This is a genomic window from Stenotrophomonas maltophilia group sp. Smal32 (assembly GCF_030237085.1).
Lineage (GTDB): Bacteria > Pseudomonadota > Gammaproteobacteria > Xanthomonadales > Xanthomonadaceae > Stenotrophomonas > Stenotrophomonas maltophilia_Q.
Genome location: NZ_JASJSI010000003.1, coordinates 41,519 through 63,964, shown reverse-complemented (window position 1 = coordinate 63,964; position 22,446 = coordinate 41,519). Strand labels below are relative to the sequence as shown.

General features: G+C 60.3%; 22 protein-coding genes and 1 pseudogene. 16 read left to right on the top strand and 7 right to left on the bottom strand.

The window, feature by feature from the left end; translation table 11 throughout:
- Nucleotides 1–51: 51 nt before the first annotated feature.
- Nucleotides 52–321, bottom strand: a complete 270-nt coding sequence (locus tag QRO91_RS01255) for a hypothetical protein (RefSeq protein WP_134970386.1) — start codon at nt 319–321, stop codon at nt 52–54.
- Nucleotides 322–544: 223 nt separating this feature from the next.
- Nucleotides 545–829 (bottom strand): helix-turn-helix domain-containing protein, encoded by a 285-nt coding sequence (locus QRO91_RS01250; protein ID WP_005420881.1) that lies wholly within the window; start codon nt 827–829, stop codon nt 545–547.
- Nucleotides 830–1,352: 523 nt separating this feature from the next.
- Here QRO91_RS01250 and QRO91_RS01245 point away from each other — a divergent pair.
- Complete coding sequence (locus QRO91_RS01245; RefSeq protein ID WP_005420884.1) at nt 1,353–1,823, top strand: NIF family HAD-type phosphatase; 471 nt, start codon at nt 1,353–1,355, stop codon at nt 1,821–1,823.
- A 37-nt stretch (nt 1,824–1,860) separates the two neighbouring features.
- Nucleotides 1,861–2,316 carry a hypothetical protein gene (locus tag QRO91_RS01240; RefSeq protein ID WP_005420886.1) on the top strand — a complete coding sequence of 152 codons (456 nt, stop codon included), beginning with the start codon at nt 1,861–1,863 and terminating at the stop codon, nt 2,314–2,316.
- Nucleotides 2,317–2,721: 405 nt separating this feature from the next.
- On the opposite strand, the gene QRO91_RS01235 is transcribed toward QRO91_RS01240, so the two are convergent.
- Nucleotides 2,722–3,114, bottom strand: a complete 393-nt coding sequence (locus tag QRO91_RS01235) for a hypothetical protein (RefSeq protein ID WP_238562433.1) — start codon at nt 3,112–3,114, stop codon at nt 2,722–2,724.
- A gap of 267 nt (nt 3,115–3,381) precedes the next feature.
- Between QRO91_RS01235 and QRO91_RS01230 the strand changes: the two genes are divergently transcribed.
- The 4 genes from QRO91_RS01230 (at nt 3,382) to QRO91_RS01215 (ending at nt 8,681) form a co-directional block, all read left to right on the top strand.
- The gene (locus QRO91_RS01230; protein ID WP_005420891.1) at nt 3,382–3,690 is read left to right on the top strand and encodes a hypothetical protein; all 309 of its coding nucleotides are present in this window, start codon (nt 3,382–3,384) and stop codon (nt 3,688–3,690) included.
- Nucleotides 3,691–3,900: 210 nt separating this feature from the next.
- Nucleotides 3,901–6,294: a transposase gene (locus QRO91_RS01225; protein WP_032954698.1), complete on the top strand. Its 2,394-nt coding sequence runs from the start codon at nt 3,901–3,903 to the stop codon at nt 6,292–6,294.
- Between the two features lie 55 nt (nt 6,295–6,349).
- Complete coding sequence (locus QRO91_RS01220; protein WP_227832894.1) at nt 6,350–7,372, top strand: transposition helper protein; 1,023 nt, start codon at nt 6,350–6,352, stop codon at nt 7,370–7,372.
- Nucleotides 7,373–7,379: 7 nt separating this feature from the next.
- Nucleotides 7,380–8,681 carry a TniQ family protein gene (locus tag QRO91_RS01215; RefSeq protein WP_080104368.1) on the top strand — a complete coding sequence of 434 codons (1,302 nt, stop codon included), beginning with the start codon at nt 7,380–7,382 and terminating at the stop codon, nt 8,679–8,681.
- Between the two features lie 62 nt (nt 8,682–8,743).
- Here QRO91_RS01215 and QRO91_RS01210 read toward each other — a convergent pair.
- A pseudogene (locus tag QRO91_RS01210) lies at nt 8,744–9,385 on the bottom strand (IS3 family transposase); the annotation flags it as partial.
- Nucleotides 9,386–9,977: 592 nt separating this feature from the next.
- On the opposite strand from QRO91_RS01210, the gene QRO91_RS01205 reads away from it, so the two are divergent.
- From QRO91_RS01205 to QRO91_RS01185, 5 genes are all read left to right on the top strand, one after another.
- The gene (locus QRO91_RS01205; RefSeq protein WP_005420904.1) at nt 9,978–11,819 is read left to right on the top strand and encodes an ATP-dependent endonuclease; all 1,842 of its coding nucleotides are present in this window, start codon (nt 9,978–9,980) and stop codon (nt 11,817–11,819) included.
- On the top strand, nt 11,816–13,615 hold the full coding sequence (locus tag QRO91_RS01200; protein ID WP_005420906.1) for a UvrD-helicase domain-containing protein: 1,800 nt from the start codon (nt 11,816–11,818) through the stop codon (nt 13,613–13,615). Before QRO91_RS01205 ends, QRO91_RS01200 begins: the two co-directional genes overlap by 4 nt.
- Nucleotides 13,616–13,894: 279 nt before the next feature.
- Nucleotides 13,895–14,965, top strand: coding sequence for a serine hydrolase (locus tag QRO91_RS01195; RefSeq protein ID WP_285310197.1), 1,071 nt, complete (start codon nt 13,895–13,897; stop codon nt 14,963–14,965).
- Between the two features lie 289 nt (nt 14,966–15,254).
- Complete coding sequence (locus QRO91_RS01190) at nt 15,255–15,527, top strand: hypothetical protein (RefSeq protein ID WP_010487149.1); 273 nt, start codon at nt 15,255–15,257, stop codon at nt 15,525–15,527.
- 157 nt (nt 15,528–15,684) lie between these two features.
- Nucleotides 15,685–16,371, top strand: a complete 687-nt coding sequence (locus QRO91_RS01185; RefSeq protein ID WP_049429831.1) for a hypothetical protein — start codon at nt 15,685–15,687, stop codon at nt 16,369–16,371.
- A gap of 23 nt (nt 16,372–16,394) precedes the next feature.
- On the opposite strand, the gene arsH is transcribed toward QRO91_RS01185, so the two are convergent.
- Nucleotides 16,395–17,123, bottom strand: a complete 729-nt coding sequence (arsH, locus tag QRO91_RS01180; RefSeq protein ID WP_197632175.1) for an arsenical resistance protein ArsH — start codon at nt 17,121–17,123, stop codon at nt 16,395–16,397.
- A 17-nt stretch (nt 17,124–17,140) separates the two neighbouring features.
- Here arsH and QRO91_RS01175 point away from each other — a divergent pair, with 17 nt between their 5' ends.
- From QRO91_RS01175 to QRO91_RS01160, 4 genes are all read left to right on the top strand, one after another.
- Entirely contained in the window at nt 17,141–17,470 is a 330-nt protein-coding gene (locus QRO91_RS01175; RefSeq protein ID WP_049429833.1) for a helix-turn-helix transcriptional regulator, read from the top strand.
- 36 nt (nt 17,471–17,506) lie between these two features.
- Nucleotides 17,507–18,010 (top strand): arsenate reductase ArsC, encoded by a 504-nt coding sequence (locus tag QRO91_RS01170; RefSeq protein ID WP_197650225.1) that lies wholly within the window; start codon nt 17,507–17,509, stop codon nt 18,008–18,010.
- Nucleotides 18,011–18,017: 7 nt separating this feature from the next.
- Complete coding sequence (gene arsB / locus QRO91_RS01165; protein ID WP_197650226.1) at nt 18,018–19,049, top strand: ACR3 family arsenite efflux transporter; 1,032 nt, start codon at nt 18,018–18,020, stop codon at nt 19,047–19,049.
- Nucleotides 19,050–19,553: 504 nt separating this feature from the next.
- On the top strand, nt 19,554–19,928 hold the full coding sequence (locus QRO91_RS01160; protein ID WP_100049975.1) for a hypothetical protein: 375 nt from the start codon (nt 19,554–19,556) through the stop codon (nt 19,926–19,928).
- A 60-nt stretch (nt 19,929–19,988) separates the two neighbouring features.
- On the opposite strand, the gene QRO91_RS01155 is transcribed toward QRO91_RS01160, so the two are convergent.
- Complete coding sequence (locus QRO91_RS01155) at nt 19,989–20,663, bottom strand: Ivy family c-type lysozyme inhibitor (RefSeq protein ID WP_049429836.1); 675 nt, start codon at nt 20,661–20,663, stop codon at nt 19,989–19,991.
- Nucleotides 20,664–20,798: 135 nt separating this feature from the next.
- Between QRO91_RS01155 and QRO91_RS01150 the strand changes: the two genes are divergently transcribed.
- Nucleotides 20,799–21,251, top strand: coding sequence for an SgcJ/EcaC family oxidoreductase (locus QRO91_RS01150; protein ID WP_049429837.1), 453 nt, complete (start codon nt 20,799–20,801; stop codon nt 21,249–21,251).
- Between the two features lie 153 nt (nt 21,252–21,404).
- Here QRO91_RS01150 and QRO91_RS01145 read toward each other — a convergent pair whose 3' ends face one another.
- Complete coding sequence (locus QRO91_RS01145; RefSeq protein ID WP_005407597.1) at nt 21,405–22,430, bottom strand: NAD(P)H-dependent glycerol-3-phosphate dehydrogenase; 1,026 nt, start codon at nt 22,428–22,430, stop codon at nt 21,405–21,407.
- Between the last annotated feature and the right edge of the window lie 16 nt (nt 22,431–22,446).

The window sequence follows — 22,446 nt, the reverse complement described above, 5'->3', positions numbered from 1 at the left end:
GGTCGGATGCCGCCATGGCGAGACGACTACTCAGGGGGCCCGCCTATGAGGTCAGACGCGGACATAGGTCCAGGACTTGAGGCCCAGGCGCTTAGCCCAAGTCTTGGCCGTCGCCTTGTCGCCGGCGCCGAGTAGACGCGTTCGATCCAACTGATCGATGAGCTGCCACTTGCCCTCGCTGCCTTGTTCTGCCGGCTCATCGAAGCAATAGAACTGCATCACATCCTGAGTCGTGGCCAAGTAGTAATCAGCTGTAATTGCCTTTGGTTTTCCATCAGCTCCGAGGCTAGTGTTGTACGAAATGGTTGGCTGACGCGGCATAGGCCGTACCTTGCGGATGTGACGTTGCTAACAACGATACCGGGAGGAGACACCCGCCACCACATGCAGGCCCTCTGTACCCCCAACTACTGTAGGCTATCGAATAGCTATGCACTAAAGCCCAAAACACCTTCGCGAGAAGTTTGAGCCTCTGCCGAATTGGACGTGGGCAAGAGACGGCTACGCTCGCGTCATGGGAGGCTACCAGGTGCCTCTCCTGACTCTAGGACGCTCGCCTGCGTAGCCGTTTAGCCTTCAGCATGGCCATTGGGCTAACGGTTGGGACAGGGACGAGAAAACTCAGCTGTTGCTCCAAGCCCAACGCTTTAAGGGTTGAGATCAGCGTGTGGACAGTTGATCCTTGCCCGCTCTCCAGTTGCACCAATGCCCTGCGAGAGATCCCTGCTTTGTCGGACAACGCTGCTTGCGACACATTGGCCAGAAGGCGGCGCGCCCTGATCCGCTTTCCTAGGGCCTCGGCAATTTCCTCAGGGGACTGGATTGGCATGTGACTCATTTGCGCGCAAATGTGCTCATTAGGGGTGTCTTCTCCCGTTGTGCGCGGAAAAGCGCGCAACTCTGGCACTTCCATAACTCATCGTAATGACGCGAAATCTCCCGCAGAATAGAAGCCTATATAAACAGATCCTACATACCTGCAGGTATCATGCGCACAACTGGCACCAGACTGCGCTCAATTGCTGGGATATATCATTGCCGCGGCCGGACCAACAAAGATGTTCGTCGTTGGCATTCTGGAGCAACTGATCGTCGTCAGTCAGCTGCAGCTACCTTGCGCGAACCGCTCGGAACTGCGCCACGGCCGCAGGCAGAACTTAGCAATGTCGACGACTGGATGAGAATAGCAACGATGCCCGCAAACTTGTGGCTCCTGCGATACACCTGTTCGCTGTGCGCGCCAAGCTCGCGCCGGGAGACGCACTCCCGTGCCTACGAGTAGGCTCACACGATAGACAGCGATCAGCCAGGAGAGCAAGGTTGGGCGCTCGCACCAACAATAGAGGCAGCATATGAAGCCGACGATCTTGGCACTTGACCTTGAGGGAACGCTCATCTCAAACGCAATCAGCCAGATTCCCAGGCCCGGACTCTACCGGTTCCTTGAGGAAGTCCAGGCGCTGTTTGATCAGCTGACGATGTTCACAACAGTTCCCGAAGATCGCTTTCGCAGCATCGCCGCGCTGTTGGCTCGCGAAGGCAGTACCCCGGCCTGGTTCGTGGAGCTGCCCTACATCAGGTGGTCGGGAAAGACGAAAGACCTACGTCTCGCCTCGCCAAATCTGGGCGAGGCAATACTACTCGATGATCACGGCCCTTATGTCCATCCTGGGCAGGAGCACCTTTGGGTCCAGGTCCCGTTGTTCGGTTCTCCCTATTCATCAGACGATGATGGCCTCAACCTGGTACTCCACCGTTTGCTTGATCGCACCCGTAATGCAGACGCTGACTTGCGCCCCCTAGCCCGGAGCGGAGACGCGTAGCCATGCGCAATCCATCTTTGGTTCAGCTCAGGCTCGCATGACTCGCTTCGCGCCCCCACGAGAGATCCTAGATTCCGCCGCAGCACGGCGCGAAAGTCTCGCCTCACAGTGGTTCAGTGCAGCACAGGTCAATGCCGGGCTAGACTTGAAGCTCGGCAGCGGCTGCCACAGTGCAAGCGAGTTGCGACGTCAGGGGAAGCTGCTGGGCGTGTATGTCACGCAACCCGTCGGCAGCTACCGCTACCCGACCTGGCAGTTCCGCCCAGATGGCCAGCCCTTTGAGCGATTAGTCGAGATCCTAGCAGTGTTGCGGGACTTTGGTCCTTTCCAGCGTGAGCCGGATGGTCTGCGTCGCAGTACCGGTTGGGGCGAGGCCGAGTGGTTCTTGTCGCCGCACGCGTTGCTTTTGGGCGCGGCACCGGCCGCGATGCTGAGTGTAGACCCAGCCCGCGTGTTGTATGCAGTGCACTGCGAGTTCGAAGAGGATGTCTGAGAGTGGCCTTACCGAGATGACTCAACGCTAGCGTCTACCCGACATCCTTCAATTGAAACTGAGTCTGGCAGTGCGGAACTAGTTGAGAGCGAATACGCGGAAGCCTACAGTCTGGCGGCTTGCAGGCCTCCAGCAATCCATGGCTATGCTCACCTGATGACGATGCAGCAGCCGCCAACCGCCGGGACAGAGGCTCAGCCAAGTTTCTGCGACGCGTACATCGAGGACAATCGTAGGGTGAATGTCTAAGCTTCCCCTTAGTTGAATCCAGGTCCATTGCAAGAACAGCGACTCTTATTCATCCCCCGTGATCTCATACGACGGAGACTGATGGGTCCAGGTCTGCATAAACCCGGTCAACCTCATCGACTTGTTACGCGGCCCAAGGTGAATGGCACCCGTTGTCTAGCTGATGGCGTCCTGCCCGTCCAAGTAAGATCGCACATCCCTAAGTTCGCTCAAGCCTCCGCGGCAAAGAAACTCCAGTACGGTGTTCCCAGCAAACATGGGTGCCATGTTCGGCCGCCTTATCCAGCCATCCGCCTGAATGGAGTCCGGCAGAAGGATATGAAGAGCTTTGTAGATGCCAAGTAGATAGCTAATCCGTATCAATATGTCGTCATCGATATGCTCGTAATCGCCTCGCACCCATGCCTCGTAAGAAGCATCAGGGGGACCTCCAAGCAACGTTCTCTGCTGGAGTCCCGACAGATCCCACCTCGCAGCGAGTTTGAAGAAGGCTCTTAATGCCGAGCCTGAAAGCTCTTCGCGACTGAGCTGATCTGTAGGGATGCTCATCATGTGCTCATCTACCAATCGACTTCTCTTAGAAGCACATCGTCGTGTGCCAAAACCCCACACCTACCAACGCGCCGTCATCCCATTCAACGGCCAGCAGCATGCCCATCCTATCGCAATCCACGAACTGCATCTCGTGCTGCGTTTTCTGACATGGCAACCGCTGTAGCGGTATGCATATCAGATTATCTGATACGCAATCAGATAATTTGTACACCACAAATATGAGAATGTGCTCTCTGTTTGCAATATGAAGGAGAGTGAGTGATGCTCGCCTACATGGTGCCCTTGTCGATACAAACGCTCGCACTTCGCGCAACGACTCCTGACCAGCTCGCCGAGCAGGTGGCGGAGGAGTACGGGCTCTATGTCCGGCTCTCAGAAGTCTGGATGCTGCTTGGCTACAACAGCATCGGCGCGGCCAGGCGTGCGGCATATGACAACCGACTGGGTGTAGCGACCTCAACCATCCCTGGGAGGAAGGGCCGCATGATCCGCTCCAGAGATCTCGCGCAATGGCTGTTCACCGCAGCGCGCAGCGCGGAGACCGTCAGCAATCCGCAGGCCACTCAATGATCCCAATCTTCCCATGGAGGACCTCCAGGTGAGCTAAGAACACTCTCTGGGGTAGAAAAGACAAACCCCGGCTGGCAGGCCGGGGTCTGTTTGAGGCGCAGCGATGAGTACCGCTATGCCGAATCTACCCCCTTACCCCGATAAGAATCAACCCCTAGGCATTCCGGGAGGGAGGCGGCTGCCCGCCTCCCAGTAGATAGGCAGGGCTCCATGAATCAAGAAGAACTGGCCGAGCGTCTGCGGGAGCATGAGGGCCTAACTGTCGAACAGCGAGAGCACATCCTTGAGATGGCTAGCTCGAGTCCAGCGCGGAAGCCAGGAAAGGGTGCGCTGAACAACGTTGTGACCCACTTCAACTCAGTGAAATGTGGCCAGCTGATCACGCTGGAGAGTCATACCGTTGAACATCTGTTCGCGCTGACTCTGGAGCTGGATCCGGATGTGCTTGGCTACTTCCCGCAGGTCGCCTGTAAGGGAGTGAGACTTGGCAGTCATGTAAGGAGCGGCACCTTGGATTTTCTGGTCGTCCGCACCCGTCGCGTTGAGCTGGTCGAATGCAAGGCCGCCTCCGCTCGTGACAGCTTGCTTACGGCAAAGTCCGGTGAATGGATTGATGTCGATGGAAATCTTCAGAACCTTGCCTATGGTCCTTGGGCAAGGCAGCGCGGCATGGAGCACGTCCTGTGGCTCAGTCCGTCCCGCGTCGACACGCCACTTCGGAACCTGCAGGTCATCTATAACGAAGTGCGCATGGTACCTGCCGACGCGGCTCAAGTCTTGGGCAGGCGCATCCATGCGCATCTCGCCGACGGCCCCAAGAGCCTCGATTGGATGATTGAGACTATCGAGGGATTCAACCTGAGCCAGGCGGCGCTTTTGCTTGGAACCCGCTGGGCCTTCGGTCCAGTTGAGCATGTTCCGCTCACGGACACGAGCAACTTCTTTTTAACCTTGAGTCAGGCTCAGGCTATTGAGATAGGAAGCAACTTCTTTGAGGTTGCCAGGCACTCTCGCAATCAACTGAACTCTGCGTTCGCAACGGCGACGCTAGTCGACGCCACCCACGCCGAAAAGCGGCTGGCATTGATTCAATCCGCGCATGCGAAGGGTACAGCCGTCCCCAAACACCTGCGTGGGGTAGCGCGGAATGTAGCCGAGGCGCGAAGCAGAGGTGAAAACGAACTTGAGCAGTGCCTTACCAGATTTCATGCAAGCGGCAACCGAATGAGCCGGCTTACCCCCGTTCAGGAGAAGCGGACGGCTGAGGCAATTCGCGCATACGCCGCAGGCAAGTATTCACAGAAGAAGGACGCATACGCTGCGCTCAAGGAGGCCTGTGAATCTGACGGCGAGTCGCCACAGAGCCGCCAGGCCTTCGAACGCAGGCTCGCTGATCCGCGCCTGGAGCTGCGTAAGGTCCTTGCAACGCAGGGAATGCGTGGCTACCAAAAGCAACGGCCGCGCTCGGACGCGCGCGACCGGTCGGGTACAGCCTTAGCTAAACATGCAGTCCTGCACGTCGACAGTACCAAAGTTGACGTCAGGGTGGTGCGCGACGATGGAATGAGTGCAAGCGCAGAGTCCCCTCTGATTTATCTAGGAACAGATGAGGCGACTGATTTGCCAATGGCGCATTCCGTTGTCTTCGGGCCAGCACGGCGCGATGGTTTGGCCATCCTGATACGGAACTACGTCCGCAGACATGGACGACTGTTCAACAGCATCTTTGTCGATCGGGGAACGGAGAATCAGTCGCACTTTCTCATAGCTCTGGCTTTGCGATATCAGTTCTCAATCCATATCTGCCCAACGGCAGGTTCGAGGTTCAACTCGAACGTAGAGCGATACTTTAAAAGGTTCAATTCCCAAGTCAGCCATGAGCTTGTCGGCAGCACCGATCCCGACAAGGCGGGTCGGGGCGTGGACGGGAAGTTCAAGAGCTACAACACTGCCAGGCACTGCTTTGAAACCGTTCATACGGTGGCCAAGGAAACGCTCTATGAGCACTTCCCGAGCGTTCCTGTACAAGGCTTCGCAAGTCCGGCTGAACGTGCAGCCCACGCAGATCTTCTCTTTCCTAGTGCCGGCCTGCACGCGTTGGTTGACGAAGAATTCCTCTTCAGAACCGCGATCCCGCACAGCAATAACAAGTATGTACCCGGACGAGGGTTCGAGGTGAATGGTCGGTATTTTCACTCCAATGAACTGAGGGAGCTCGACGCGTCATTCGATGTTGAGCAGCTTCGAACAGATCCGGAGGACCCGAGCTTCATCTGGGTTAGGACGAATCGTGGACTGTTCAAGGCGTTCTGCAACTTGATCGGGCCTCTAGCCAATTCCACCCTGATTGAGCGGTCGTTCAGGGGTATGTATGACCAGCTCTACGCGCCATCGCTCCGCGAAGCAAAGCAGACCGCAAGGCACGCTCAGGCGATGCGTACGGCAGCCGCGAACGCGAAGCCCAACACCGCGGCTCATCCCAAGCCGGGGGAGGCGGACTCCAGTAGCCTCCCTTCGCAATCAAATGACGCTCTTGACGAGATCGCTCTGCGCGGAATCAAGAAGCGAGCCATGGATGACTTTGACGACATTGAGTCGCCGTAGCTTGTGTAATCGGGGGCAAGCCCGCGCCAGTCATTCAAATTCACAGGAACCGATAGTGGACAGCAACTCTGGAATTCCTTTTGTGAATCATAGCCGCATGAGGACGGCTTACTCCGAACTCTTGAATGCCATCCAAGGTGCGCGCCCAGGTACGTTCGTCTGGGCATTGGCTCCTTCTGGCTCGGGCAAGAGTGAGATCAGAAAAGCTATTCTTCCCGTCCTTGCCGGGAAGCAGAGCCTCTGGCCAGCTGGCACGCTTCCTTTGATATCGGTGCGTGCAATGGCCAATGATCGGGGAAAGTTCAACTCCAAGGATCTCACGCTGCGCCTCCATCACGCCGTGGTGGAACCCGACTTCGGCTGGCTGGAGAACAAGGACCGATCGGTCAGTACTGATGCGCACCATGTCCAGGCGGAGGCAGAGGTAAACAATCAGCTGTGGAAGAGAGTGAGGGCAACGCAGTCGCAGCCGAGATTGCAGCACAGCTTCGAATCTGTGGCGAAACAACGTCAACTTAAGTACATCTTCCTGGAAGAAGCGGCAACCTTGACGATGGTGCATCTTCATCAAACCAGCTATGGGTACATGTCGAACCTTGTGCGACTGATTGAAGAAATCGGCTGCGTCATAGTGATGCTGGCTACCCACACTGCGGAGAGTTTGTGGGCGGGACACCCCGACGTCTGGAATCGATCCCGGTTCGTCTACATCCGGCCGTATAACCTGAAGAATTCCCAAGACGAGCGGGATTTCGTTGCAGTGCTGAAGGGTATCGGGCAGAGCTTCAACCTGTCCGATCCCAAGCTCCTCGTTAAGAATACTGATTTGATGTACGCCAATGGTGCTGGCGTGTTCGGTCCCACTATCGACGTCGTCCATAGGGCTGAGCTCCGCCGAAAGAATGAGGGAGCGAACAGCATCACTGAAGCGCACTTGCACGCCAGCTCCTCAAGCGAGAAGGAGCTTGGAACCGTGTGGAGCAGCGTGCTGGCCTTCAACAAGCTTGCGGATCAGAGGCCCTTGAATGGTGAGAAAAGAATTGCTGACTTCCTGAAGCGCATGGGTACGGGGGAGTAGAGCGAAAATGACTACGGCACACATGCGGTATCGGTGGACAGCACTGCCGCCAATTGCACCGATCGACGGAGCCACCGCCCAGACTGAGTCACTTGGAGGGTACTTCCAGAGGATGTGCGAAACGACCGGGTTTACAAAGACACACCTCGCAGGAGTGCTTGACAAAGTTGCGGGTCAGCCAAGAAATGGACTGAGTGAGCGAAATAGCTTCGTGGGACCAGGGCAGGTGAGCCTTAACCGCGCGCGCGCGCTAGAGCAGCTGACTAACCAACGCCTGGTCGGCTGCACGCTCTCGCCTTTCATTAATGTCCTGCAGATGCGGGATGGCGGCCTTGCTGGCATCAATCGCCGCTGGTGTCCTGAGTGCCTGCTGGAGGCTGGCGAGAGTAACGGTCTAAGTGAGAGGCTCATCTGGAACTTCCTTCACTACTCGCATTGCTCCTTGCACTCAGTCAGAATCATTGATCGCTGCCAAGAATGCGGCAACAGTCAACAGTTGCGAAGGGGCAACGCGGCCTCGTGCGCCTATTGCGGTTGCAGCCTAGCGCGCGCAACCACGCACGAGAGGCCGAGCGCACTTCAGTCCTGGGCCAACGCCTCGATCGAGGACGTCGTACGCTGGACCGCAACCAACCCTGATGTGGTTATTCCTGCGGAGAACTATCAACGTTTCTTTGATGGGCTCCTTCAAGATGGGACATTGGATAGGCTGAAGATCGTTCATAACAGGTTCTGGAGGGATGCAATTCGCTTCAGACGAACTACCACCACTTTCAGAACGCTACTCAACCTATCCGCCATCAAATCTGTTGACATTATCGGAATTTTGACCGAACCAGTTCCGGCCTCATCGACTTCATTGTTTCCAGGCCATGAGGTGGACGGTGAGATCGCGTTTGATCTAGAGGACTGGGGGGCTCAGGCGAGGAAATTCGAAGTCGTGCTCCACGCGCTCTGCAAGGCCAATACGCGTGTGTTCCCTAGCCAGCAGTTCCTTAGCCTATTGTTGGTTTCTAAACGAAAAAGTTCTATCCACCGTGCGCCGTCATTCAGCGTCTACCTAGATCTTCAGAGGCAACCTGGCCAGGACCTTCTTGCGGGTCGGAACATGGCGAGCAGAATTATGGCCCTGTCCATGACCCTGCTTAAAAGCGGCATGCGCGAGCGGGGCGTAGCAAGTGAAGTTCTGAAGAGATTCGCCATTTCGGCAGAGATCGCTAGAGAGTGCGCCCGGACCGCAGTTGTTATTACAAAGGCCATGCGCTCTCCGGCCTTCCGAGCTTCCGGTGATCCCTTCCCGTGCCGCTGAAGAAGGCCAGAAGAAGACATCACTTCCCTGCGCAGCCGAGCGGGTTGTTCAACCGCGGGGTTCTACCCCGATATCACGGACGGTTCTAAAAGAGCTGCAACCTTCTGGTCCTGCCTGGCGACCCTTCGTCGCATCCTTGGGTTATGGCGTCGCTCTATGTAGTCAAACGCATCCGCTCGTGCTGCATACTTTGTGGCGCAGTTCGTTCGATAGATCCGCTCACGCTTGAGTGGCCCAAAGAGGGCTTCGCAGGTCGCGTTGTCGCCACAATGACCCACAGCGCTCATCGAGCAGATCAACCCGTTAGCCGCTAGATGCCCCTGGTAGTCGCGGCTGCGGAACTGGCTGCCTCGATCCGAATGCAGGATTACCTCATCGCTTCCTTGACGCTGCCGCACCGCTATCTGCACAGCCCGGGTCACCATCTGGCGATCCTGTCGATCGTGTATTGACGAGCCCATGATGCGCTGGTCGTACAGATCCAGCACGATCCCCAGATACAGCTTGCCCTGCTGGGTCTCGATCTCGGTAATATCTGTCCCCCACTTGGTTTCCGGCTCCAGCGCGAGAAAATCGCGTTCAAGCAGATTGACCCCCCCCGGCGGTGTCCTGGCCGGAGTTGCGTGCCGCCCGCGACGCTTGCGGTGTGGCCAACCCTGCAGGCCGTCGGCGGCCATCCGGCGCGCTACCCGGCCAGCGTTGCTGACGGCGGCGACAAGGCGCGCATCCGTCAGCCATGAGAGCGGGCCCTGAATGACAGGCTTTGAAATTCCGAGAACACTGCAAATTCGGATTGGTGGCTACAGCCCAGTTTCCAGATATGAGAAGTTGATTGACTCAAGGCAGCAGATGGACAGCGCTGCTGGAAGAGAAGGCTACGCCAGGTCGTTCCCGAAAGAATTGGCGATCCGGGGACATCAGTGTTACGAATTGCGATAACAAACTGTTGTCCTTCATGAGGGCCTTCGCCAATCAAACTCCGCCACCATGTACAAGCGCAATCACCGCATTGACCGAATAGGGCCTGCCACTTCATCGCGCGTCGGTGCGCTGAAAGGCACTGCTACCAGTGGTACCCCCTGCCTTCGCTGGGGGATGGATCCGACGTCGCCCCTTACTTGCCTGAGGGACCGGGGAACCAAAAGGCGATGGGCGTACGAGGGTTGCCGGAACGTCCAATTTCCCTGAATTGAGTAGAATCTGCCCAGGTAGATAGGGGCTGTCAGCCGGCCATCGTCGTGCTGCAGTTTGGGACAGGAGGCGGCTACGCCGCCATGAGCACAAGGAGACATCAGGGTGTATTTGGCAGAGCTGTCTATCTCGAACTTTCGCAAGATCAACAACGCTGTACTGCACTTCCAAAGTGGACTGAACGTCCTGGTTGGTGCGAATAACGCGGGCAAGACCGCCATTGTCGATGCGCTGAGGTCTCTCCTTGCCGGGCACGATGAACCTTACCCGCGGTTGGACTCAGACGATATTCATCGGCCGAAGACAGGATCGCCTAGCGGCAACATCGTGTTCAAGTACATCTTCCGAGGGTTGAGCCCCGATGATGAAGCTGACTTCATGACTGCCCTGAAGCCTGCCAAGGACGGGCAGATGGAGGCGCATATCACCATCAGCTTCTCCGAGGCGGATAAGACGGGGCGACTTAGAGCGAAGCGCTGGTGCGGAGACCATGATGATGTCGGCTTGACAGCGGACATGATGGAAAACCTTCGTGGCGTCTATCTACAGCCCCTGCGCGATGCTTCTCAGGCTCTTAGGCCCGGCCGCACAAGCCAGCTGTCCCGACTGTTTCAGCTGCTCGTTGATGACGATGGCAAGATCGAGATCAATAAGGCACTGAAGCTGCTGGATGATGAGCTCAAGACGAAAGCGCCGATTGTGAGCACCCATAAGGCGATAACGACTCGCCACTCCGAGATGTTGGGGCCACAGCTGTCCCAGCTGCTCGAGCTGGGGGTTAGCGTCAGCGATTTCCAACGCCTGGCTTCGCGTCTCTCTCTTACCGTAGATCTGTTCGAGCTTGAGCAAAATGGGCTCGGATTCAACAATCTGATCTTCATGGCGGTCGTTCTCAGCGAGCTGACCAAGAACCCGCAAGCTAGCTATCGAGGCCTGATCATTGAGGAGCCCGAGGCACATCTGCATCCCCAATTGCAGGCTGTGCTCCTGGGATACTTTGAGACCATCAAGGCAGTGGACAAAGAGAAGCCTGTCCAGCTGTTCGTTACCAGCCACTCACCCAACTTTGCCAGCATCGCCAACCTCGACAGTCTCACCTGTCTTGTTGACACCGGAATCAAGGTGGAGACTTTCTTTCCCCGAGACATCAAGTTTTCTGTCGGAAAGCGTGAGAAGCTTGAGCGCTATTTGGACGTCACTCGGGCTGAGCTTTTCTTTGCGCGCCGCGCAATCCTGGTCGAGGGTGCGGCGGAATTGGTCCTTGTCAGTGTGCTCGCCGAGAAGTGCGGTCACGATCTACGTAAGCATGGGGTAAGCCTCATCAGCGTTGAAGGTCTCAACTTCGACTCATTCATTCCACTGTTCGGCGAGAAGGCGCTGAAGATTCCTGTCTCCGTACTTACGGATGCGGACCCAACAGGTCCGAGTGAAGAGGATGAAGAGGAAGAGGAAAAGGGCGATGGCAGCGCAGAAGCAGACGACCATGCGCCGGAAGATGGGACCTCAAGTGGAAAGAAGAAGGCGGCCCCTGTCTACCCTTCGATCGGCGACAAGGTGCAGGTGTCCGCCAACACCTTGAATATGCTCAGGTTCGCGGATTCATATCTCAAGATCTTCCATGGGCTGAAGACGCTTGAGTATGACTTGGCCTTGTACGCCAGCAATCGCAAGATCATGCTTGCGGCGCTTAAGGAGCTACACCCGAAGATTTCTGCGAACCTGGAGAAGAAGGTAGACGCCGCTACGGGAGATGCAGAGAAGGCTCGCGTACTGTTCAGCGGGATGTTCGAGAGGAAGAACGGAAACGTCCAGAAGGGGCGCTTTGCACAAGCTTTGGCGTACCTGATCGCCAAGGCGAAAAAGGAAGAATTCACTGTTCCGGAGTATATCCAGGCTGCAGTCGAGCACGCTTGTCAGCCTGGCCCGAAGAAGGCTGAAGACGAATGAGCACGGATACTACTCCTTCAGTTGAACAGGGTGAGATCATCACGGCACCATTGCATCCGATGTCGGTCATTGCTTGCGCGGGAAGTGGGAAGACCTTCACGGCTGTACGTAGGCTGGCCCACATACGTCAATGCCTCGGTGATCACCGGGGCCGGGTTGCGCTCCTGTCCTTCTCGAACATCGCCGTGGAGACCTTCAGGCGCGAGTACCAGGCACTCGCAATGGGATCGCTCAAGATCCCGTCCCACCAGCGTGTCGAGATCGACACATTGGACGGGTTCATTACGACAAATATTCTGCGACCCCACGCCCATCGGACGATGGGGTGTACCACGACCCCGTTCTTGCTATCAGGGAGCGAGTCATTCCTTTTAGGTAAGGACTATCGCTTCTGGGTGGAATCGCCGAGAACCGATAGCTACCCAGTGCCCCAAGGGCATATCCATCGCGTTGTCATAGGCCCTTCTGGAGCTGCAACGGGCTTCTTCTATCAGAACTCCGGCATGCTGGCGAGGATCAACAATGGCCCAAAGGTTGCCGCAGCATTGGGAAAACTGGGGGCTTACACCCACGAGCTGGCGCGCTACTGGGTCGACCTTACCCTCCGCGAACAACCCGAGATCCTCCGAGTCCTTGCGCGTCGCTATCCCCACATCCTCATTGATGAAGCCCAGGATATCGGCATTCTGCACCAGGTGATCATTGAGAGGCTCAGCCAAGCAGGCTCTCAGATTTCCCTTATTGGGGATCCCAATCAAGGCATCTACGAGTTCATGGGCGCGACCGGCTCGTTCCTGTCCAGCTACCACAGCAAACCCGGTGTTTCTGCGGCCGCCCTGACGCGGAACTATCGGTCCGTGCCGGCCATACTCGATCTCGCCAACGCAATCTCGGCACGTACGGACGATCCGGATAGGACAGCGCCACCTACGCTCCACGGGGCCTACTTCGTTCCGTACACGACTGCCGATACGAAGAAGGTCATGGCGGCCTTCCAGGCAACACTGGTCTCCGCTGGGTTGGACCCAGCACGCTCCGCCGTGCTCTGCCGCGCACGCAAGTGGGCCAACGAGCTGGCTGGGCATGAGGGTGCGCCTGGCGTGGGAACGACCAAGATCCTTGCCCAGGCAGCGATGGCGCGCGATATCCACTCCGACTACTCAACAGCATTCAGACTCGTGGCAACTGCCATCATGGGTTTGACCGACAACGCGCCCAAGGGCATCGTTGCTCGCCTGACTCAGCCTGCCAGGTACCCAGAGGAACGAGCACTTCGTCGTGTCATTTGGGCTTTTACGCGAGATCCGGTCTCGGGCCTGCCCAGCGCGGCGCTGCCCGCTGTTAGCGATTGGCAGCCGGCACTGTTGCAACGTATAAGGGTCCTGATGACCAATCTGAGCACAGCCCACGGTCTCAACCACACATCGTCCACGCTCGGTGCTCGGCTCTCGAAGAGGAGTTTGCCCGGCTCACCGCTAATGAGCCCGCCTGACCTAGGTGCCGATCAGCCCTTGCGGGTCAAAATCAGTACCGTGCACCAGGTCAAAGGCGAAAGCCTGGATGCCGTCCTCTACATGGCAACGAAACCGCATGTATCTGCACTGCTAGGCGGAGGTTCCACCGAGGACGGGCGAATCGGGTACGTGGCTGTGACCCGGGCAAGGGATCTGCTGTGGTTGGCTGTCCCTGCAACAGCTTTGAAGAGCCTTCGTGCCGATCTCCAAGCAAAGGGCTTCAAGGACGCAACCGCTACGGCTGCAACCCCAACGGCCGGACATGACAACGGTTCCCTCTGAATGGGCGTATTGGACAGGAACCCAACGCGGCACTGGAATCAACGTCAACGCAGGGAATGAAGCTGAATGGGAGCAAGCATAGGTTTTCCGCTAGATCGGACCTGAATACGCTTCCCTCGATGGAACTGGGTTCCTGCCGGTCAGCGGGGGAGACTATGAGTGCTTGACAACCATAGTTGCGCCAATGGAAGCAGGAAATTGGCTCAACCTATGGTTGCGGATGGCGACAAACCTTTGGTTGCCCGTCTAGTACGCATCAATCCAACCCAGGGTCGCGAGATGAAGAGATTGGCTTGCCTGCTTCTGCTGCTCACGATGCCGATGCTTGCGCACGGTGCGCATGCAGCCGCCTCCGCGGCGGGGGTCAATGCGGGCACGCTGGATGACTTCCTCGATCAGGTCGAGAAAAGCAACGCAGGCGTCGGCAGCGTATCCATCTTCAGGAATGGCCACGAGGTCTACAACAGAAGCTTCGGGCAGAACAGCCTGCCGCCCGTCGCGCACGACGACAGCACCCGCTACCAGATCGCCTCGGTGACCAAGATGGTCACCGCCATCCTGGCGTTCAAGCTGGTCGAAGAAGGCCGGTTGAGCCTGGACGATCACCTGTCGGACTTCTTCCCCGACATGCCGTCGGCGCAGCAGATCACCGTTGGCCATCTGCTGGCGCATTCCAGTGGCCTGGGCAACTTCGCGATAAAGGACGGCGCGGTCTGGGTGGTGGACGAGGTTAGCCAGGCACGGATCCTCGACGAGATACGAAGGCAGGGCACTGCGTTCGAGCCGGGGACGCGCGTGGCCTACTCCAACTCTGCCTACCTGCTGCTGCGGATGATCCTGGAACAGCGCTACGGCACCGACTACCAGCACATCGTCGAACAGCAGATTGCAGAACCGCTGGCGTTGCAGCACTTCGCTGCAGCACCGTCGCACACCGCCAACACCTTCAAGTCCTATGCATACGCAGGGCAGTGGAACGAGATCAAGGACATCGCGTACACCAACGTCATCGGCGTGGGCGACATCGCCGGCACCACGCGCGAACTGAACGTGCTGATCAACGCGCTGTTCCACAACCGGTTGCTGCGCAGGGAAAGCCTCGACCGGATGACGCCGGTTGCCGGCGCGGGCTGGGGAAAAGGACTGGCCGAGTTCCCGTTCGGTGAGCAGCGCTTCCTGGGCCACGCTGGCGATGTACTGGGCTCTCATTCGCGCGTCATCTACAACCCTGCCGATGATGTGTCGATCGCGTACTCCACCAATGGCGAGCGCATTCCAACCTCTGACTTCCTGCAGACCCTCGTTGGCATTGTCTACGGCAGTGGCTTCACGCTGCCGGCCTTGAAGTAGCCATACGCGCCGATCTACCGGGCAACGGGCAATCCGTGTTTGCAGCCTGTATGAACACGCGAAAGCCTCACAGGGTGATATCGGCTTCATACAGATGAATTGGCTGTTCTGAACAGGCACAAGGCGATCGGCCGGCGTACATCAGCTCGCCTGATCCCGCTTGTTAATGCTGGGTCAGAAGCGGACTTCACAACCCATCCACGTATTCAAATTTCAGCTGAAAGCGCTTGTCAGCAGCGGGAACAAACGCCGCTATATTCCAGCTTCCCCAGACGAAGGAGGGAGTGCAATGAACCTGAACCCGCAACACATGAAGACGGCCCGCGCACTTGCTGTAGCGCTCATCGCCACCGTCAGCCTTGGCGCCTGCGCCTCTTACAAGAACGAGTTTGCAACCATCAACTCGCGTCTCGATCAGCTCGACGTAAAGGTGCAGGGTGCTGCGCAGAGCGCGGAGTCCGCCAACCAGTCCGCGCAGCAGGCCAACCAGCGTCTGGACCAGATCGAAGGTCGCGTGCAGCAGCTTGAAAGGGCACCGGCCGGCCGCAAGCCGCGCGGGTAATTGCTCCCTCACTGTTTGAATTGATCCACCTCTGTATCGGGAGCCAGTGGCCTTCGCCGGCCACTGGCGTCCTTCCACCCAGGATTGCATTGCAAGGAGCCGTCCCATTCGTACCTACTCCTCCCCTGCACGCCGCGCCCTCCATGCCGCACTGGCCATGGCGCTGGTCGTTGCATGCAGCGGCGTAGCCAACGCCAGGGACAAGGACGCACCTGCACCACCGGTGGCCGCCGTTGATGAACTTCCACCTGACCAGGGCGTGTCCGAAACGGTGATCGAACTGGCCGGCTGGGTGGTGGCCAGCAAGGATAACCAGGGCTATCCGTTTGCAGTCATGGACAAGGCGGCGGCGCAGGTTCTGATCTTCAGCGGCGACGGAAAGCTGCGTGGCGCGGCACCGGCGCTGTTCGGTTCGGCCATCGGCGACCACTCCGCACCCGGCGTCGCCAAGCTCGCACTGAGCGCGATTCCTGGCCACGACCGCACCACGCCGGCCGGCCGCTTCATTGGTGGCTACGGCCCCTCCGACGATGCCGGGCGCGTGCTGTGGGTGGACTACGATTCGGCCGTTTCAATGCATCCGCTGCCACCGGGCAGCCCGAAGGAGAAGCGCGCCGAGCGCTTGGCATCGCCCACGCCGGACGACAACCGCGTCACCCACGGTTGCATCAACGTCTCGCCCGCGTTCTACGGGCAGATCGTGCAGCCCATGTTCGAGAAGGGCGGCGTGTTCTACATCCTGCCGGACAAGGATTCGATCGCGAAGACCTTTCCGGAATTCGCGCAGAGCCGCGGGGATGCGAAGGACGAAGACGAGAAGGGCGCGCGGCGCGCAAGCAAGTAATACGTCGATCGGCGAATTGGAATTCAGGAAGCCGCAGCCCCTGCGGCCCTCGCCAATGCAGCGGCGTGCGCGGCGCCCTTGCGCTCGCTGTAGCGGTCCACCAGGTAGTCCGACCGCCCTCGCGTCAGCAGCGTGAACTTCACAAGCTCCTCCATCACATCCACCACGCGGTCGTAGTACGGCGAGGGCTTCATGCGCCCATCGTCATCGAATTCCTGCCAGGCCTTGGCCACCGACGACTGGTTGGGAATGGTCAGCATGCGCATCCACCGGCCGAGCACGCGCAACGTGTTGACCGTGTTGAACGACTGCGAACCGCCGCTCACCTGCATCACCGCCAGCGTCCTGCCTTGTGTGGGCCGCACGCTGCCATCTTCCAGCGGCAACCAGTCGATCTGGTTCTTGAACACACCGGTGATCGTCCCGTGCCGCTCGGGGCTGACCCAGACCTGGCCTTCCGACCACTGCGACCACGCACGCAGCCGCTGCACTTCGGGGTGGCTCGTGTCCACGCTGTCCAGCATGGGCAGCGCATGCGGATCGAACACCCGGGTCTCGCACCCCAGGTGACGCAGCAGCCGTTCGGCTTCCAGCGCCAGCTTGCGGCTGAACGACTGCGGCCGCAGTGAGCCGTAGAGCAGGAGGATGCGTGGCGGCCCCAGATCGGCGGCGGCGAGCTGGCGGTGATCGGGCTGGGGCAATGACGATTCCACCAGGTTGGGCAGGTGGGTACTTGTGATCGGCTTATTCATTCGACTATTCTAGAAATATGGAAACGTTGAATGCAATCGCCGCCCTGACTGCCCTGGGTCACGCCACCCGCCTGGCGGCTTTCCGCCTGCTGGTGGAGGCTGGCCCGGCAGGTCGCATGGCGGGCGACATCGCCACGGCCCTGCAGGTGCCCCCAGCCACGCTCAGCTTCCACCTGAAGGAGCTGGTGCAGGCCGGGCTGGTGGAGAGCGAAAACCAGGGCCGCCATGTCTGCTATCGGGCCAACTTCGGCGCCATGAACGGCTTGATCGAGTACCTGACGCACAACTGCTGCGCGGGCTCGCCTGACGCGGAGTGCGCACCCGCAGCACCTGCGTGCAAGTGCTGACACCGCACACGACCTTCCCCATCGAAGCGATTGCCCATGACCCGTTCTGTCCTGTTCCTCTGTACCGGCAACAGCGCCCGCAGCGTGCTTGCTGAAGCCACCCTGCGCGCCTGGGGCGGCGATCGCTTCAGCGCATTCAGTGCGGGCAGCCAGCCCACTGGCCAGATCAACCCCTTCGCGCTGGCCCAGTTGCAGGCCGAAGGAATGCCCATTGAAGGGCTGCGCAGCAAGTCGTGGGATGAGTTCGTGGATGCAGCACCGATGGATCTGGTGATCACCGTGTGTGATGCAGCCGCAGCGGAGGCCTGCCCTGTGGTGTTCGGTGACTTCGTCCGCAGCCACTGGGGCCTGCCCGATCCGGCGGCCGTAGCGGGTAGCGATGCCGACAAGGCCGCAGCATTCGCGCAGGCCCATGCCATCGTGAAGCTGCGACTGCGTGCATTGCTCGCGTTGCCCGAATCGGTGTGGTCCGACCGCACGGCGCTGCAGCAGGCGCTGGACCGGATCGGCCGGCTGCTGCCGACCGACGGCGTGCAGTGACGGTGCCATGAGCCTGTTCGAGCGACACCTGACGCTGTGGGTTGTGCTGTGCATTGCGGCTGGCACCCTGCTGGGCCACGTCCTGCCCGGCGCTTTTGCCGCGCTGGCATCCGCAGAGGTCGCCAAGGTCAACCTGCCGGTTGCGGTGCTGATCTGGCTGATGATCATCCCGATGCTGCTGAAGGTCGACTTCGCTGCGATGCGCCAGTTGCAGCAGCACTGGAAGGGCATCGGCGTAACGCTGTTCATCAACTGGGCCGTGAAGCCATTCTCGATGGCGCTGCTGGGCTGGCTATTCCTGCGCCATGCCTTCGCCGACTGGTTGCCAGCAGCACAGATCGACAGCTACATCGCCGGGTTGATCCTGCTGGCAGCCGCACCCTGCACCGCCATGGTGTTCGTGTGGAGCAACCTGTGCCGCGGTGATGCCAACTTCACCCTGAGCCAGGTGGCGTTGAACGACGCGATCATGGTGGTTGCCTACGCGCCGGTGGTTGCACTGCTGCTGGGCCTGTCGGCGATCACCGTGCCGTGGGATACGCTGCTGCTGTCGGTGGGCCTCTACATCGTGGCGCCGGTGCTGGTGGCTGCGTTGCTGCGGCGCTGGATCCTGATGCGTCGTGGCGAGGCAGCGTTGCAGCGGGTGCTTCGCAAGCTTGGGCCCGTCTCGCTGTGTGCGCTGCTGCTCACACTGGTCCTGCTGTTCGGCTTCCAGGGCCAGCAGATCGTGAAGCAGCCGCTGGTGATCGCACTGATTGCGGTGCCGATCCTGATCCAGGTCTATTTCACTTCCGGCCTGGCTTACCTGCTCAATCGTCGCCTGGGCGTGGCGCATTGCGTGGCCGGCCCTTCGGCGTTGATTGGTGCCAGCAACTTCTTCGAATTGGCGGTTGCCAGCGCGGTGGGACTGTTCGGCGTGCATTCGGGGGCGGCGCTGGCCACCGTGGTGGGCGTGCTGATCGAGGTGCCGGTGATGCTGTCCGTGGTGCGGATCGTGAGCCGTACTCAGGGCTGGTATGAGAGGCGCGGGGAGCGCTGACAGATCAGGCGCGCGGCCAGCGTGGTCCTGCGGTGTCGATGTCCGATCCGACGTGCCGCTGTCGCTATTGCCTTGGTGATGCCGCCCCACGCCACACCCTCAACTTCGATCCGTGTCGCATATTGCCAAAGCCGCTGCGGCCATTGCGCCGCCTCGATCTTCGGCAACTCAACAGCATGCAAGAATGCTGAAAGCGTCTTCGATCGAATGCTGTTTGCAACTTGTCTGATTGGCGTTGCGCAGCGACGGCGGTACAGATGACGTGCCACCGGAAAAGGGTGGCCGGGACTCGAAAACCCGTCAGATCACGAACGTTGTTTTGCGCTTGCCGGCCGGCGTCACCTTGTGTGGCGCCGGTCGGTAATCCGTCTGCCGGCCATGGCGGGCGGAGCGTGGAGGCCTTGCGCCTGCCGGTCTTGTTCGTGATCTCCCGGTTTTCGAGCCACGTCTCCGCCTGCCACCTCTGCGTGGCGGCTGCCGTCTGTCCTGCACGGAGCCCTTGCCATGAGCACACCCGAATCCTCCCGCCTGCGCGCGCAGTACGTGCCCGCCAACGCGGACGCGCCCTCGGAAACACCGCACCCGCACGATCCGCACGGTTTCATCGCCACGCTCGACCGCATCGGCAAGGGCGCGGCCGCCGACGGCCAGCCCTGGCCCGAACGTCATCAGATGCCAGGGCGCCGCATGGCGCTGGCCGACGCGGACTGTGCGTTGGCCGGGCTGCGCGTGGCGCTGGAAATGCTGCTGGCTGCCGAGCGCGTGCGCCAGAACGGACCCGACGAGGAGTACGTGGGCGACCGCGTGATGGAGGGCCTGATGATGGCCAGTCTGTCGCTGGCCGCACAGGTCAGTGCACGCATGCGGCCGGAAGGGTGATACGGGGAACAACGCTCACTGCAGCGCCGGGCACGGCCCGGCGCTGCAGAGCGCGCCACATCACTCGCAGAGCGCGCTGTCTTCCTTCAACGCGGCATCCTGCAGGGGCTGGCGCTGTTCGATCTGCGCACGCTGTTCCGCCGTCGGTTCGCCCAGCCACCACACACGGCAGCGCGCGGTAAGACGGCCGACCAGCTTCGACTGATCGGGCGAGTACAGCATCGCCAACGCGGTGCCGGGGCAATCGTGGGCCTGGCAGGCGGTGTAGAACCACCACGGCTCGCCCTGCAGCACTACCAGCTCGCCAGGGCCGCTGGGTCCGCTCAACAGGCGCTTGCGCAGCGACGGAATGTCCTTGTCGGTGGATTCGGCGTCCTGCGTGCCCTTCATCAGCGCATCGAACGCGGCCAGCACCTTCGGGTCCTTGCGGCCGCAGTCGTCCACGGTGTTGCCGCCCACCAGGGTGAAGAAGTGGGTCGCCAGCGGATTGTCCGCGCAGGTCAGTTCGCCGCCGGCGTCCGGGTCTTCCGGTTCGCCTTCGTTGTCCCACACCGCGGGATCCACGCCGTCTTCGATGGACGGTTCCTTCTCGACCACGGTGGCCGTGGCGGCCGGTGCTTCAGTCGTCGGCGCTGGCGCCGCAGCAGGTGCAGTCCCGCCAGTCTTCTCAGGTGCCTGCCCGCAGGCTGCCAGCAGCGCCGCCATCATCGCCATCCCTGTGATCCGCATCTTCATCGCGTGTCCTTGTCTGATCTGCGCTGCATCCGCCGAATTGGCGGCCGCGTGATTCTAACCAGCACCGCGCTAGGATGCGTTCGTAGCTTCCCGTCATCGCCTGGAGCCGGACGCATGCGCCGTACACCACTCGCCATGATCTTCTGCAGTGCCCTGCTGCTGGCAACGCCGGCAATGGCGTTCGGAGCTGAAGGCTCGACGCCTGCGCGCCTGGCCGATACAGCAGTGCCCGCGCCACTGGAGCGCGTGCTGCGCGACTACGAGCAGGCATGGCGCACCGGTGATGCCAAGGCACTGGCCGCGCTGTTCGCCGAGGATGGCTTTGTGCTGCAGAGCCACCAGCCACCGGTGCGCGGACGCAGCGCGATCGAGGCCGCGTATGCCGGCCAGGGCAGCAGCCCGTTGCGGTTGCGCGCGTTGGCGTATGCAGTGGAGGGGAACACGGGTTACATCATCGGTGCCTACGGCTACGGCAACAACGTGGGCGATACCGGCAAGTTCACGCTCACGCTGAAGCGTGAGGGCGATGGGCCGTGGCTGATCTTTTCGGACATGGACAACGCCAACGCGCCGCCACGGGCGCGGTGATCGGGCGTTGCAGTAGATCCACGCCATGCGTGGATATGCCGCGCGCGTGATGCCAAGCAAGCTTGGCACCCATCAATGCCTGTCTCCGGTCCGGCACCCGCATGGGGTACTCCCTGATGAAAAAACCCCGGCGCGAAGCCGGGGTTTTTCGATTCACTTGAACAGTGTGTCCGGGTATTCCGGTTTCTGTTCCCGCGCCAGCAATGCGCGCAGGCCTTCTTCCGGTGTCTGCTCGCCGTGCAGCACGGCGCGCACGCGGTCGGAGATCGGCAGGTCGATGCCATGGCGGCGTGCCTGTCGCATCACTTCGTCGGCAGTCTGCACCGACTCGACCACCTGGCCGATTTCGCGCACGGCATCCTGCAGCGTCTGGCCACGGCCCAGGGCAAGCCCCAGGCGGCGGTTGCGCGACAGGTCGCCGGTGCAGGTCAGCACCAGATCGCCCAGGCCGGCCAGACCCATCAGCGTTTCCGGCTTGGCACCGATGGCAGCGGCCAGGCGCAGCATCTCGTTGAGGCCACGGGTGATCAGCCCGGCACGGGCGTTGAGGCCCAACTGCATGCCATCGGCCACGCCGGTGGCCACGGCCAGCACGTTCTTCATCGCACCGCCCAGCTCGGCACCGACCATGTCGTCGCCGGTGTAGGCACGGAACGCCGGGCCATGCATCGCCTCGGCCACCGTCTGCGCGAACTCGGGCACGTCGCCATGCACGGTGATCGCGGTCGGCAGACCTTGGGTCACTTCCTTGGCGAACGACGGGCCGGTGACGACGGCCAGCGGCACGTCCTCGCCCAGCACTTCGCGCGCTACTTCATGCAGGAAGCGGCCCGAACCGGGTTCGAAGCCCTTGGTGGCCCAGGCCACGCCGGCACCGGCCGGGCGCAGCGGCGCCAGCGCACGCACGGTTTCACCGAAGGCGTGCGACGGGGTCACCACCAGGATCCAGGCCGCGCCCTCCACCGCCGACGCCAGGTCGGTGGTGGCACGCAGGCTGTCCGGCAGCGGGATGCCCGGCAGGTAACGCGGGTTCTCGTGGCGCTGGTCGATGGCTTCGACCACGGCAGCGTCGCGCCCCCACAGCACGGTCGGGTGACCGTGCCGTGCGAGCAGGCTGGCCAGCGCGGTTCCCCAGGAACCGGCGCCCAGCACGGCGATCTTGTCAGCGGTAGTGCTCATCCGTGACGTCGCGGCA

Excerpts from the sequence above, each read along its gene's own strand:
- QRO91_RS01245 (WP_005420884.1), top strand. The coding sequence starts at position 1,353 with ATGAAGCCGACGATCTTGGCACTTGACCTTGAGGGAACGCTCATCTCA.
- QRO91_RS01160 (WP_100049975.1), top strand. The coding sequence starts at position 19,554 with ATGAGCACACCCGAATCCTCCCGCCTGCGCGCGCAGTACGTGCCCGCC.
- QRO91_RS01230 (WP_005420891.1), top strand. The coding sequence starts at position 3,382 with ATGCTCGCCTACATGGTGCCCTTGTCGATACAAACGCTCGCACTTCGC.
- QRO91_RS01145 (WP_005407597.1), bottom strand. The coding sequence starts at position 22,430 with ATGAGCACTACCGCTGACAAGATCGCCGTGCTGGGCGCCGGTTCCTGG.
- QRO91_RS01235 (WP_238562433.1), bottom strand. The coding sequence starts at position 3,114 with ATGAGCATCCCTACAGATCAGCTCAGTCGCGAAGAGCTTTCAGGCTCG.
- QRO91_RS01150 (WP_049429837.1), top strand. The coding sequence starts at position 20,799 with ATGATCTTCTGCAGTGCCCTGCTGCTGGCAACGCCGGCAATGGCGTTC.
- QRO91_RS01185 (WP_049429831.1), top strand. The coding sequence starts at position 15,685 with ATGGCGCTGGTCGTTGCATGCAGCGGCGTAGCCAACGCCAGGGACAAG.
- QRO91_RS01190 (WP_010487149.1), top strand. The coding sequence starts at position 15,255 with ATGAACCTGAACCCGCAACACATGAAGACGGCCCGCGCACTTGCTGTA.
- QRO91_RS01240 (WP_005420886.1), top strand. The coding sequence starts at position 1,861 with ATGACTCGCTTCGCGCCCCCACGAGAGATCCTAGATTCCGCCGCAGCA.
- QRO91_RS01215 (WP_080104368.1), top strand. The coding sequence starts at position 7,380 with ATGACTACGGCACACATGCGGTATCGGTGGACAGCACTGCCGCCAATT.
- QRO91_RS01225 (WP_032954698.1), top strand. The coding sequence starts at position 3,901 with ATGAATCAAGAAGAACTGGCCGAGCGTCTGCGGGAGCATGAGGGCCTA.
- QRO91_RS01155 (WP_049429836.1), bottom strand. The coding sequence starts at position 20,663 with ATGAAGATGCGGATCACAGGGATGGCGATGATGGCGGCGCTGCTGGCA.
- arsH (WP_197632175.1), bottom strand. The coding sequence starts at position 17,123 with ATGAATAAGCCGATCACAAGTACCCACCTGCCCAACCTGGTGGAATCG.
- QRO91_RS01250 (WP_005420881.1), bottom strand. The coding sequence starts at position 829 with ATGCCAATCCAGTCCCCTGAGGAAATTGCCGAGGCCCTAGGAAAGCGG.
- QRO91_RS01195 (WP_285310197.1), top strand. The coding sequence starts at position 13,895 with ATGAAGAGATTGGCTTGCCTGCTTCTGCTGCTCACGATGCCGATGCTT.
- QRO91_RS01175 (WP_049429833.1), top strand. The coding sequence starts at position 17,141 with ATGGAAACGTTGAATGCAATCGCCGCCCTGACTGCCCTGGGTCACGCC.
- arsB (WP_197650226.1), top strand. The coding sequence starts at position 18,018 with ATGAGCCTGTTCGAGCGACACCTGACGCTGTGGGTTGTGCTGTGCATT.
- QRO91_RS01255 (WP_134970386.1), bottom strand. The coding sequence starts at position 321 with ATGCCGCGTCAGCCAACCATTTCGTACAACACTAGCCTCGGAGCTGAT.
- QRO91_RS01200 (WP_005420906.1), top strand. The coding sequence starts at position 11,816 with ATGAGCACGGATACTACTCCTTCAGTTGAACAGGGTGAGATCATCACG.
- QRO91_RS01170 (WP_197650225.1), top strand. The coding sequence starts at position 17,507 with ATGACCCGTTCTGTCCTGTTCCTCTGTACCGGCAACAGCGCCCGCAGC.